At 64.8% G+C, this 12,272-nt stretch carries 12 protein-coding genes and 1 riboswitch; of the genes, 1 reads left to right on the top strand and 11 read right to left on the bottom strand.

Annotated elements, in window-relative coordinates; all coding sequences use genetic code 11:
- Window positions 1-37: 37 nt before the first annotated feature.
- From HPF_RS16220 to HPF_RS16185, 8 genes are all read right to left on the bottom strand, one after another.
- Window positions 38-640 (bottom strand): pilus assembly PilX family protein, encoded by a 603-nt coding sequence (locus HPF_RS16220; protein ID WP_133157195.1) that lies wholly within the window; start codon window positions 638-640, stop codon window positions 38-40.
- A 17-nt stretch (window positions 641-657) separates the two neighbouring features.
- Complete coding sequence (locus HPF_RS16215) at window positions 658-1,749, bottom strand: PilW family protein (protein ID WP_279512615.1); 1,092 nt, start codon at window positions 1,747-1,749, stop codon at window positions 658-660.
- A 2-nt stretch (window positions 1,750-1,751) separates the two neighbouring features.
- Entirely contained in the window at window positions 1,752-2,366 is a 615-nt protein-coding gene (pilV, locus tag HPF_RS16210; RefSeq protein WP_165961725.1) for a type IV pilus modification protein PilV, read from the bottom strand.
- 14 nt (window positions 2,367-2,380) lie between these two features.
- Entirely contained in the window at window positions 2,381-2,947 is a 567-nt protein-coding gene (locus HPF_RS16205; protein ID WP_133158139.1) for a GspH/FimT family pseudopilin, read from the bottom strand.
- 195 nt (window positions 2,948-3,142) lie between these two features.
- Entirely contained in the window at window positions 3,143-3,682 is a 540-nt protein-coding gene (locus tag HPF_RS16200; protein ID WP_079367218.1) for a GspH/FimT family pseudopilin, read from the bottom strand.
- Between the two features lie 135 nt (window positions 3,683-3,817).
- A complete protein-coding gene (nrdR, locus tag HPF_RS16195; RefSeq protein ID WP_066158421.1) occupies window positions 3,818-4,267 on the bottom strand; it encodes a transcriptional regulator NrdR in 450 nt (149 codons plus the stop codon).
- Complete coding sequence (glyA, locus tag HPF_RS16190; RefSeq protein ID WP_133157192.1) at window positions 4,264-5,508, bottom strand: serine hydroxymethyltransferase; 1,245 nt, start codon at window positions 5,506-5,508, stop codon at window positions 4,264-4,266. Before glyA ends, nrdR begins: the two co-directional genes overlap by 4 nt.
- Window positions 5,509-5,571: 63 nt before the next feature.
- Window positions 5,572-5,716: riboswitch (ZMP/ZTP riboswitch) on the bottom strand.
- A gap of 53 nt (window positions 5,717-5,769) precedes the next feature.
- Window positions 5,770-6,693, bottom strand: coding sequence for a lytic transglycosylase domain-containing protein (locus HPF_RS16185; protein ID WP_084397447.1), 924 nt, complete (start codon window positions 6,691-6,693; stop codon window positions 5,770-5,772).
- 717 nt (window positions 6,694-7,410) lie between these two features.
- Here HPF_RS16185 and HPF_RS16180 point away from each other — a divergent pair.
- Window positions 7,411-10,080: a DUF349 domain-containing protein gene (locus HPF_RS16180; protein ID WP_133157191.1), complete on the top strand. Its 2,670-nt coding sequence runs from the start codon at window positions 7,411-7,413 to the stop codon at window positions 10,078-10,080.
- 22 nt (window positions 10,081-10,102) lie between these two features.
- On the opposite strand, the gene HPF_RS16175 is transcribed toward HPF_RS16180, so the two are convergent.
- From HPF_RS16175 to HPF_RS16165, 3 genes are read right to left on the bottom strand one after another with little or no spacing between them, the layout of a single operon-like run.
- Window positions 10,103-10,951 (bottom strand): M90 family metallopeptidase, encoded by an 849-nt coding sequence (locus tag HPF_RS16175; protein WP_279512593.1) that lies wholly within the window; start codon window positions 10,949-10,951, stop codon window positions 10,103-10,105.
- Window positions 10,948-11,742 carry a UDP-2,3-diacylglucosamine diphosphatase gene (locus HPF_RS16170; RefSeq protein ID WP_133157190.1) on the bottom strand — a complete coding sequence of 265 codons (795 nt, stop codon included), beginning with the start codon at window positions 11,740-11,742 and terminating at the stop codon, window positions 10,948-10,950. Before HPF_RS16170 ends, HPF_RS16175 begins: the two co-directional genes overlap by 4 nt.
- A gap of 23 nt (window positions 11,743-11,765) precedes the next feature.
- Window positions 11,766-12,272 (bottom strand): peptidylprolyl isomerase, encoded by a 507-nt coding sequence (locus HPF_RS16165; RefSeq protein WP_079367223.1) that lies wholly within the window; start codon window positions 12,270-12,272, stop codon window positions 11,766-11,768.

The following is a 12,272-nucleotide window of genomic DNA, read 5'->3' as shown; positions in this document are numbered from 1 at the left end:
ACCTCACTGGAAGGCTGTTGGTATATGTTGCGCGGCATCACTGGGCGCCGCCTTTGTCGCTGAGCGTCGGAACAAGGGGCGTCAGGATGGACTGCAGCCAGACTTCCGAGCCGGCCGTCAGCAGTCCGCTGTCATCGTCAACCTGTGCGTCGTTGGACAAGCCGCGCGCCGTGATCAGGAAGCGGTCGTTGACCATGGCCTGGATGATGCAGGTGGGGTAGTTGGCTTCTTTGAGCTGGGCCCCGGACTGGACGTCGTCACCGAATTCGGGCGTGACGGTGATCAGGTTGGCGGCACCTTCGGCCCAGTTGGCGCGGGTGTTCCAGATGCCGTCACTGATGGCTTCCTCGGTGTCTGCAGAGATCACAGTACCGGCTTCGATCCGGCCCACGACCGCCGCAAACGCCGCGTTGTCTTCCACGCTGGCGCGGGCGATGCGCTCGCATTGGCGCAAGGCGTCTTCAGCGGATGTGCGCGCCACCTGGTTGGTGCGCATGTTGTTGGAGAATTGCTCGAAGGTGGCCGAGTTGCGGGCTGCGAGTAGGCCAGCAAACGAGATGATCACCAACATGATCAGCGCAATCGGAAGCACGACCCCGCGTTCCGAGCCGTTCTTGGAAATGGGTGTATGACGGCGCATGGTGAGGTTCTCGGGCGTCAGTTGTCGTACATGTACTGCCACGGGTTGCCTCCCTCCTCGAAGTCGCGAGGCAGGCCGGGCCGCATGTTGCGAAGCTGGATGGTGGTCACGTATGCGCGGCGGACGAAACGGTCGGTGGCGGTTCGAGAGTCGCCTTTGCAGTCGACGTAGGTGCCGAGACCAGCCGTCAACGTGGTGCCATCGGCGTTGGCGGTGCCGACGGGGTTGTCGCCCGTGGGCACCGGGCGTGCGCTGCGCGCGAGCAGGCAGATGCGCACAGCCGCGACCCGGGACCAGTTGTTGATGTCTGCAGGGGTGCCCGCGGGAATCGTCAGGTCCTCCAGGGCAGGAAACCGCGGGCTTGCATCCGTTGCGTCCGTTTCTTCGGTTGCGTTGGCATATCCCGCCACCTGGTGAGGCAGTGGGTCTCCCACTGTGGGGAATGCCGTGACGGCGTACTGCACCTGCATGTCTTCGATGTTCGGGATCAGGGCGGTGGCGTTGCCAAATCCTGCACCGGTACGGCCCTGGCAGTACAACGTGGGGGTGTTTTCATTGGCCGCGTCATTGGCAATGTAGTAGCGGTTGTCGGCCAGGTTCATGCTGGTCACACCGGCCCGCGCGCCTTCTGTGCCTGTCGCGTCCCAAGGCTCGATGGCCTCGTGCGCGCAGTTTCCTGGTCGAGCAACTCCACCAGCATCTTGCGCTGTCTGGCTGTTAAGCAGCGTGGCCTCGTACCTCACAGCCAGGGCATCCGGGCCGTCGCCATCCGCATTGCACGCCAAGTCGGCAAAGGCAGCATCGTAGTCAGTGAATCCACCATCGCAGCCCCGCACCGCTTGCCCGGGGAAGCGCCGATCTCCCGACGCTTCCACGTTGGAAAACCCGGTCAGGCGAATCTGCTGCTGCAGCAACTCCAGCGCCAGCGCCGCGTCCTCGTTCATCTGGGACTCGAGCGTGCTGCCGCGGGAAGTGGTTGCGGTGTTCACATAGATGATGCCCACAGCGCCCATGAGAAAGAGACCGATGGTCAGCGCAATCATCAGCTCGACCAGGCTCAGGCCTCGCTGGCTGCGTCTAGACGGGTGAAGGTGATTTTTTGAGTTCATGTTCACAGCCCCACCTTGAAGTACATGCAGCTGTATTCCGCTTTGTCGGCTGTGCTGAGGTTGTCCGGGCAGTTGCCCTTTCCAGCGTCGAAGAGGGAGAAGTCGCCCCGGTCATCGTCTTCGTCCCCCTCCGCCGTGGCGGCTTCCTTCCACAACAGCCACACATCCAGATCGCGCGCGTTTGCATCCCGCCGGCTCATCACCACCGCATCGCCTTGCGGCAGGCGGCTGCGGACCGTACGCAAGAACTGGTCAACGTCTGCAGCAGCGAGGGCATCGGCAACGCTTTCTGCATTGGCGGAAACGGCAGGGTCCAGGTCGAGGTTGGTGTCGTCGACTTCGACCGGTGTGCTTTCAAAGTTGTCACTCAGTTCAATGTCATAGCCCTGGCGGTCATATCCGTGCACATTGACGCGGGCACGGTCGGCCAGGTCATTGACCAATGCAATGCCAGTGAGCCGCATTTGCGATGCCTTGTTGTAACTGAAGGTGGCGCCAGAAAGCCCTGCGATGCCCAGCAGCCCCACCGACACCAGCAGGATGGCCACCAGCACCTCGATCATGCTGGCACCCCGGTGGTGGCGGGGTGCAACGGACTTGGTCACGGAGATGTTCATGAAGGCCTTGCTTGTCATGGGAGCTCGGTCGCAACAGACACGCGCCCCACGCGGGAGACGGTGACCTTGTCCACCTTGGTATTGGCGTTCGCACCGGAAGGTGTGACCGTCAGGGTGGTGGTGGCTGAGCCCATCAACCCGTTTGGAAGGAATTGCATCCATTCCACCCCTCCCGAACTGGTGATCGATGCCACACCAGACTGGGCTGACACGACCTTGAGAATGCGCTCATTGGTGTTGACCACCTGGTTGCCCGCGTTGGCCAGCGTGCCCGCCCCGTCATCGACGAACACGATCCAGCCGGTGTTCCACTCGGTGCCGTCAGCGCAGGACTCTCCGTCGGTACTCGGGCAGACCACGATCTGACGGGAGGACTTGATAGATTCGGATCGCGCCAGCTGCAGTGTGGAGGACAGCTCGCGGGTGGCGCTGTCGCGCCGCCACTGGCGCAGCACCTCGCTGAAGCTGGGTGCCGCCAGGGTGGTGAGGATGGCCAGCAGCGCGATGGTCACGACCAACTCCACCAGCGTGAATCCGTGCTGTCTGGCAGAAGGCGTCAGGGGTGAGGGCAGGTGGTTCAATTTGCAGCTCCGTACTGCAATGTATCGCCCGCTTTCGAGGGTCTTCTGCGCGCCCTGACGCGCGGTCGTGTTTGGCGTGCTCAGCGGCAAAAAGCATTCATTTCTCACGCAGTTGTCGCTTTGGGTCGCCACACACACCGCCGACAGATCGCTGCCGCCCTGACGCCGTCTACTCTGTGTCCAGCGAATTTGGCTTCATTCGACCGGCAGACTTGTGCTGAGCCTGACTCTTCCAATTCGATTGACGGTGATTCTCTGACTGGTACCCATCGTGGGGACAATCTCCAGTGTTCCCATTCCAGATGCCATCATTCCCGTTGGCATGAATACGAAGCGCTGGAGCAATGCATTTCCCCGGATGCTTCGAATTCCATGGGAGCCCTGCGAAACAGCGACCAATTTGTCGGAAGGGCCGAATTGACCATTGCCATCGATGTCCTGAAAAACAATCCACCCCGATTTCCATTCTCTGTTGGAGCTTGGAGAGCAGCGAAGGCCATCGACGCTGCTGCACATCACCACGCGCTGGGACCAGCGGATGGCTTCTGATCTGGCGAGCACAAGGTGGTCTGCAATAGCTCGGGTGGCGTGTTCTCTCTGCCATTCAGAGAGCAGGCGGCTCATGGGAGGAATCGCGAGCTGAATGAGAATGGCCAGCAGCGCAGTCGCCACGACCAGTTCCATCAAGGTGTATCCACGGAATTGCGAAGGATGCTGGTGGGATGGTAATCGCATGATGAGTTCGGATGTGTAATGCGTTCGAACTCATTATTCCCGCGCGTTGGCGCCAAATCATGCCTCCGAGGAGGTAAATGACGACGACTTTTCCCTCCAATGGAGGAGGCCCTGTTTCAGCAGTTGAGCCGCGTGTTATCGGCGGACTTCGTCCACGAGCGCGCGGAACTCGTCGATGTCTTCAAAACTGCGGTAAACGCTGGCAAAGCGGATGTAGGCAACCTTGTCGAGCTTCTTGAGCTCGCGCATGACCATTTCGCCCAGCTTGGTCGATGCGACTTCACGGCTGCCCAGGTTGAGCAGCTTTTCTTCAATGCGCTCGATGGCGGCGTCCACCTGTTCGGTGCTCACCGGTCGCTTGCGCAGGGCGAGGGTGAATGAGGCGCGCAGTTTGGCCGGCACGTAGTCCACGCGCCGACCATCCTTCTTCACCACCGCCGGGAAGCTGACCTCTGGCCGCTCATAGGTGGTGAAGCGCTTTTCGCAGTGGCCGCACTGCCTGCGGCGGCGGATGAAGTCCGCGTCTTCGGAAACCCGGGTCTCAACGACCTGGGTTTCCAGATGGCCGCAAAAGGGGCATTTCACCTGTAGACGGGGAAACGGGCCGTCAGGGCATTGACCTTGGCGCGCACCGCTTCGATGTTCGCCGGGTCGCGCGGGTTGTCCAGCACGTCGGCAATCAGGTTGGCGGTGATGCGGGCTTCCTCGTCCTTGAAGCCGCGGGTGGTCATGGCTGGGGTGCCGATGCGCACACCACTGGTCACCATCGGCTTTTCCGGGTCGTTCGGAATTGCGTTTTTGTTGATGGTCATGTGGGCGCTGCCCAGCACAGCCTCGGCTTCCTTGCCGGTGATGCCCTTGGCGCGCAGGTCCACCAGCATGACGTGGCTTTCGGTGCGGCCGCTGACGATGCGCAGACCGCGTTGGGTCAGTGTTTCGGCCACGATCTGGGCGTTCTTCACCACCTGCTGTTGATACGCTTTGAACTCGGGCTGCAGCGCTTCCTTGAAGGCAACGGCTTTGGCGGCGATGACGTGCATCAGCGGGCCGCCTTGCAGGCCGGGGAAGATGGCGCTGTTGATGGCCTTCTCGTGCTGCGACTTCATCAGGATGATGCCGCCGCGCGGGCCACGCAGGCTCTTGTGGGTGGTAGAGGTCACCACGTCGGCGAATGGCACCGGGTTGGGGTACACGCCCGCGGCGATCAGGCCGGCGTAGTGGGCCATGTCGACCATGAAGATGGCGCCTATTTCCTTGGCGATCTTGGCAAAGCGCTCGAAGTCGATGCGCAGGCTGTAGGCGGACGCCCCGGCGACGATGAGCTTGGGCTTGTGCTCGCGGGCCTTGGCTTCCATGACGTCGTAGTCGATCGCTTCGTTCTTGTCGAGGCCGTAGCTGACCACGTTAAACCACTTGCCCGACATGTTCAGCGGCATGCCGTGGGTGAGGTGGCCTCCTTCGGCCAGGCTCATGCCCATGATGGTGTCCCCGGGCTTGAGGAAGGCAAGGAAGACGGCCTCGTTGGCCGAGGCGCCGCAGTGCGGCTGCACGTTGGCGGCATCGGCACCGAAGATCTGCTTGACGCGGTCGATGGCCAGCTGTTCGGCCACGTCGACGTACTCGCAGCCGCCGTAGTAGCGCTTGCCGGGGTAGCCCTCGGCGTACTTGTTGGTCAACTGGGTGCCCTGGGCGGCCATCACGGCCGGCGAGGCGTAGTTCTCGCTGGCGATCAGCTCGATGTGGTGTTCCTGGCGGGCGTTTTCCGCTTGAATGGCCTTGAACAGTTCGGGGTCGGTTTGCTCGATGAGGATGTTGCGGTCGTACATGGTTTGGCAGTCTCGGGACGGTCTCGGATGAGATGGGACCCCGCGCACTCTCTGAAAAGCGGCAGGGACTGCCCAGGCGAACGGCTGAACACCCGTAGAGCGGGCGGTGCGCTTCCCAGTGGTTGTCCCGCTCGCGGGGAGCGGGGGGCCACGTCAGCACGGACGGCAGGTGGCTGCCGCGCGCCTATCGCCAGTTGCGCACCTGTGTAGTTTATCCGAGTGGCGAGGTGCCCGCAGGCCTCGCAGCTTGGCGGTCTGTGGTCAGGAACTGGTGAGAGCGGCGTCGGCTGCCGGTTCAACCGGCTGGCCGGCAGGGATGGCTTCGGGCTGGGGATCGAGCAGCCCGGTCTGGGTTGGCTCGATCGGCTCCGGCGCGGCGGGCGCAGGCGCGGCGGTGAAGATCGGGAAGGAAGTCGGCATCGGTTTGCCCAGCGCCACGCTCTGGATCCGAAGGTGCTCGGCCATGACTTTGTTGATGTAGCCGCTGCCGTCGGTGGTCACCGCCCCCACGTAGAGCCGCAGTCCACCTTCGACAGAGCCGGCCTGCTTGATGCAATCCTGGAGCACCTTGACGCCGACCCGCAGATTGGAAAGGGGGTCGAAGGCGGCCATGGCGCCCCCGTAGTCGTCGTACTTGTCGGTGTGGACGCGGGTGAGCACCTGCATCAGGCCCTGAGCGCCCACAGGGCTCTGCGCGTAGGGATTGAAGCGCGACTCGATGGCCATGACTGCCAGGATCAGTGTCGGATCAAGGCGCACCTTGGCCCCGACCGCAAAGGCTTCGGCCACCAATGCGCCCAGCGGCTCCGGCGCCACACGGTATTTGCGGCTGAGCCACTGGGTCACGGCAGCCTGCTGTTTGGGCAGAAGGGGGGGCGGAGCGACCGCAAGGCGGTCGTCATTGCTGTTTTCCGGCATGGGGGCGGCGTCATCTGCTGCCACCACGGCCGAATCCTGGCGCTCCTGCAACCAGCTCAGCAGCAACTGCTCCATATTCGAGCGCAGTTCGCTTTGCACGGCGAGTGCAATGACCAGCACCGCAAAGCCAGCACCCAGCGCGACCATGCCGTTGCGGGTGAGGGCGACGAAGCCCCTGTACGCATCGGCGAGCGCGATGAACACGGAAGATTGGACAGCGGAGGCGCTGCTCTTTTGCTGCGCCTCTGAAATGGAAAGCGTTGTCATGTTGTCGCTCCTTGCAGGGCTGCGCCGACCACAAGGTCTGATGCAGCGGTGAGGGGGGCGCCATCAATGGCGGTTTCGCGGGCACCTGTGGTGTTTGAGGGGTGCCGACGTCGTGAGGGTTTACCCGGAACGGAAAACGGGGCGAATGGTATGTGCCCGTTAATGTTCGGTCAATGTTTTAAACGACGTTTAAAACAATATTTGGTTATTAAGAGGATGGGGATTTTGCCCTTGTTTGCAGATTCCTAGCGGCGGGTCCAGCACACATGCAGGTTGCCGTCCATCCGCCTTTTCGATGCCGTTCGTCGGGTAAGCCAGTCGTTGCACCTGGTTGCAGCACGGGGTGCTACCGCCAGTCGGACAGACTGAAGTGCACGGGTAACTGAGCGTCTCTGCGCTTGAAATCGAGACGCTTCCGGCGTAATCTTCAACCGTCGGTTGTGATGACCGGCATTCAGCCGATCAGGCAGTTCAGCTGCCAGTCGGCTCCCAATGGAAGCAATCTCTTGCTTCCAGGCGTCAGGGACATTCAACTCCCTGTCTGCCAGCCCCGACGGCAAGTGCAGTTTGCCCGCCGTCAACCCCGGCAGGCTCTCCTGCCGGGGTTTCTTTTTTGGGCCAGCGCATCAGGTCGTTGGCGGGTCATCCCGGGCGACAATAGCGGATGTGGTCCATCGCCCGTCGGCGTGGGCGTCTCTCACTGCTGTACCTATCAATATGTCGCTGTTCTCCCTGCGCAAGAGCGCGCCCCAGTCTCCCACGCCCGATCCCGCCGCGACACCGGCCGGCGGTGGCGGGGCCGCCTCGACCCCGTCGTCCCATCCTCTGGATGCATTGACGGGAGGTGCATTTTCCGCACCCACGAGTGGAGAGCGCGCTGCCCGCGTGCGTGCTTGGTTGCAGACCGAGCCAGGCTGGGAGAGCATGAACGAGGTGTTCAAGGAGCTGTCCCAGCGGGACCGCGGGGCCGCCAAGCCTCTGAAGGAAAAGCTCGACGAACTCAAGCGCCAGAAGGCCCAGGAGCACATTGGCGTGGAATGGGCCCAGAAAGCCCAGGCGCTGATTGCGCAGTCGCGGCTGAACCTGGCCGACGCCATGGCTTGGCAGCGCGATGCCGCGCGGGCAGGGGCGCCGCTGTCGCGCGAACCACTCGCAGGGCTCAAGGCGGCGCTGGCCGAGCGGGTCAAGGCCATTGAAGACCTGCAGCACCGGGTGCAGGTCGAGCGCGAGTCCGCTGTGTTGATGGCCCAGCGCATCGAAATCCTCTCGACCAAGTCATGGAAAGAGGCCCAGGCGGGTATTGATGGGCTGCGGGCGGATGTCCAGCAGTGGCAGGCGCAGGCCAGTGGGCTGGCCGACGACCCTCAGTGGCCCAGCGTGGAAGTGCGGTTTCCGCCCATGCTGGAGGCATCGCGACAGCAGTTGCAACTGGTCTGGGACGCCTTTGAAGCCGCACTGGCCCAGGCCGTGGCCGCTGATGCGGACCCGCAGGCGCCATTGCCGGCCGTTCCGGTGTGGGCCGATGAGTTGAGGCAGGCGCGTGGCATCGAGACGCCTGCTGAAGCCGACAAGACCGACACGCAGGCGGCCGAGCGCCGCGCCCGGGCGCAGGCGGAGCTGCAGAAGGCTTTGGAAGCGCTGGAGCGTGAGCTGGCGCAAGGACATGGCAAGGCCACGCCCAAGGCCGCGGCCGATGTCCGTGCGCTGCTCCGTTCGTCGGGGCGGCTGGTCGGGGCTGAGCTCGAAGGCAAGGCGAACGCGATTCTGGCCCAGGCCGGTGAACTGGAAGACTGGCAGCGCTGGCGCGCCGACCAATTGCGTGAGGAGCTGGTTCGCAAAGCCGAAGCTCTGATGGCAGCGCCAGAAGGGCAGCGTCTGGGTGGCCGCAAGATGCAGGAAACCCTGCGCAGCCTTCGAGACCAATGGAAGACGACGGACCAAGGCGGGCCTGCCAACCACGCCCTCTGGAAGCGCTTCGATGAGGCTTGCACCCTGGCGCACAAGGAGGTTGAGGTCTGGCTGACCCAGGTTCGCCAGCAGGCGGAGGCCCACAGGGCCCAGCGGCTGGCGATCATCGAAGAGGTCAAGGCCTGGACCGCAGCCCATGCCGGCCAGAGCGACTGGAAAAGCCAGATCCGCGACCTGCACGCGTTCTCCGAGCGCTGGCGCGAGGCCGGACACCTGAGTGAAAAGGCATTTGCCGAGCTGCAGCCCCTCTGGAAGGCCGCCATGCAGGCCGCTCACGTCGAACTGGAGGCTGCCCAGGCACAGAGCGTGGCGCGTCGCCGTGCCATGATCGACGAGGCGGTGGCACTGGGCGAGGCGCCTCAGCTGCGCATCGATGCGGTGAAGGCCTTGCAGCAGCGCTGGCAGGCCGAGGCACACGCGGTGCCGCTGGAGCGAAAGCAGGAACAGAAGCTCTGGGAGGCGTTCCGCCAGCCGATCGACGCTGCGTTCCAGCGCAAGAGCTCCGAGCGGGAACGCGCCGTGGCCACGCTGAACGCACACGACCAGCGCGTGCTGGATGCTGCTCGTGCGCTCGATGCCGCCAGCGCCAGCGGCGATGCCCAGCAGATCCGTGCAGCGCAGGCGGCGCTTGAGCAGGCGATGCGGGGTGAAACCCCTGCTCGGGAAGAGGCGGCCAACGCTCCCGCCTTGGATGGCGCGACGCCACAAGCTGAGACCGCTCCTGAGGCCGCCGATTCGCCCGAGGCAGTGCCGAAGCCAGCATCCGCGCCGGCCCGCAAGCTGGTGGCCATGCGTGGTGACGACCGGCCGGGCATGAAAAAGGCAGAGCCCGCCGGGCGCGACGAGCGCCGTGGACCCGCTGGACGGGATGGTCGCGGGGCTCGGGACGCCGGAAGAGGCTCGCGCGATGGCTGGGGGGATGCCCGCCCGCCCCGCGAACCGCGGGGTGCACCGGCTCCCAGGCTGGGCGATGCGGCGTTCCGCGCACAGCGCCAGGCGCTTGAGCATGCCGAAGCGGCGCTGCGCAAGCTGGCGGCGCAGGCGCATGGTGAGGTGCTCACGCAGTTGCTGACTGCCTGGGAGAAGCGCGATCCGTCGGCAGTGCCGGCAGCCCAGGCCTTGGGCGGCCGTGGGGTGACGGCGGCGCGCGGCTCCTGGGTGCAGTCGCTGGGAGCGGCGCCGTCCGCGGCCATACCCGCCGAGGCCTTGTTGCGCCTGGAGATGGCGGCCGAAGTGCCCACGCCCGCCGAACATGTGGAGGCGCGCCGGCTTCTGCAGCTGCAGCTGCTGACCCGGCGCCACGAGGCCGCTCCGGCGGACACCTGGCCACAGGATGTGGGGCGTGTGCTGGCCGCACCGTTCGACGCAGGTTCCGCGCGGCGCCTGCAGCAGGCGCTGAAGGTGCTGCTGCGGCGCTGATCCGTCCGGCCCGCCCGGGTGCTCAGGCGTCCGGGCGGAAGAAGCCGTCGTAGAGTGCGAGGAGCGAGGGAAACGTCTGGCCAAACCGAGGTCGGCTCACGAAGTAGGCTTCGCAGGTCACTGCAAAAAATTCAGCTGGATTGGTGGCTGCGTAGTCGTCCAGCCAGGGACGTTCGGCGCCGAAGCGCTCTGCCATGGACACGCTCTCCCGGAAGTGGTCGTAGGCTTGCGCCATGGTGCGCCGCCAGTGTTCCCGGGCCTGGGCATCGCTGCGAGTGCCCCAGAGCCCCGCAACCAGGGCGGGCGCGCCGTCCGGATTGCCCCCTGCATGCATGCCCCGCATGTCGATCTTGTGCACGAACTCGTGAATCACCACGTTGCTGCCGGTGCTGGCGGCATCGGGCGCCTGGCTCACCTCCTGCCAGCTCAGCATGACCGGCCCCCGGTCCATGGCTTCGCCAGCCAGCACTTCCTCGTAGTGGTGTACCACCCCGCTGGCGTCGGCGACGCGTCGGCGTGCCAGCGCGGCCCCCGGCTGCACCACGATGCCGACGAAGTCGTCGTACCAGGCCAGCGCGTCCAGCGGATTCGACGCGGCTTGGCCTGAGGGAGGGCGGATGTGCAGCAGGGGCAGACAGGCCTGGGCGGCAATCGCCAGCGCCATGGGGTCGGTCACGACCAGTCCATGGGCGCCGTGAAATTCCTTTTCCATCAGGAAGTGGCCGCTGAGCTGGCGCAGGCGGAAGCGATCCGGCCCGGAGAGCTCCGCCAGAAAGGGGTGGGACCCAAGAATGGCCGACCACGGCCCGTCGGGCAGTTGGGGCTCCGTGCGCCAGCGGCGCGGAAGCCAGCGCTGCAGTGTCTGTATCACGGGCGCAGGTGCGAAAAACCGCTGTGCCTGAGGCGCAGGATGTCCAGCCGGGCGGGGGTGGCTGCGGCGTCCCAGTCGCTGAGCACCACGCGTTGCAGACCCTCTCCCAGGTCGTGCGTCGCAGGGCGGTGGGTGTGTCCGTGGATCAGTGTGGCGGCACCAGCGGCTCGGAGCCAGCGGCGCGCCTCTTCCGCGTCGACATCCGCCCACAGCGCAGGGTCGTGCGCCAGGCTCTTCTTGCGGGCTTCGCTGCGTTCGCGCAGGTCGCGCGCCACGGCTTCCCGCTGGGCGAGCGGTTGGGCCAGGAAGCTGCGCTGCCATTCTGCAGAGCGGACCATGGCCCGGAAGGCCAGGTAGTCGGTGTCGTCCAGGCACAGCGCGTCGCCGTGGCTGAGCAGCCAGCGCGCCCCCATGAATTCGAGCACTGTGGGATCATCCAGGCCCTGCATGCCGCAGGCGCTCAGGGCAGAGGGGCCAACGAGGAAATCCCGGTTGCCGCACATGAAGAACACCGGCGTGTCGATGCTGTGCTGGTGCAGCTGCCGGGCGCACAGGGCGCCGAAGGAGTCCGGGTTCTCAAGCGCATCGTCTCCGACCCACACTTCAAACAGGTCGCCGAGAATGAACAGTGCATCGGCCCGTTCCTCTGGCGGGCGTTCCAGGTAGCGCCACCAGGCGCCCAAGGTCTGTGGCTCCCCGGGGTGCAGATGGAGGTCTGAAATGAAATCGACCGCCTGCCAGTGCGCGGGGGCGCGCAGCTCGGCAAAGCGGTCGACAGGCAGGTTCGTCATCGGTCAGGGATGCACCCTGAGCCTCAGAGCGCGACGGCCTTTTCGATCACCACGTCCTGCTTGGGCACGTCGTCGTGGAAGCCGCGGCGACCGGTGGGGGTGGCTTCGATCTTCTTCACCACATCGGACCCCGACACCACCTTGCCGAACACCGCATAGCCCCAGCCCTGGGCGCTCGGAGCGGTGTGGTTCAGGAAAGCGTTGTTGGCGACGTTGATGAAGAACTGGGCGCTGGCCGAATGCGGGTCGCTGGTGCGCGCCATGGCCACGGTGTAGATCTCGTTGCGCAGGCCATTGTTGGCTTCGTTCTGGATCGGGGCGTCGGTGGCTTTCTGGTTCATGCCGGGCTCGAAGCCGCCGCCCTGCACCATGAAGCCGGGGATCACGCGATGGAACACGGTGTTGTTGTAGTGGCCCTTGTTGACGTAGGCCAGGAAGTTGGCGGTCGTCAGGGGGGCTTTTTCTGCGTCGAGTTCAAGCGTGATGACGCCGAGGCCCGTGATGTGCAGTTCGACCTGGGGGTTGGCCAT

It is taken from the genome of Hydrogenophaga pseudoflava (assembly GCF_004353865.1).
In the GTDB taxonomy this organism is placed as follows: domain Bacteria; phylum Pseudomonadota; class Gammaproteobacteria; order Burkholderiales; family Burkholderiaceae_C; genus Hydrogenophaga; species Hydrogenophaga pseudoflava.
The sequence above is the reverse complement of the archived record's forward strand: the minus strand, read 5'-3'. Positions and strand labels throughout refer to the sequence as shown.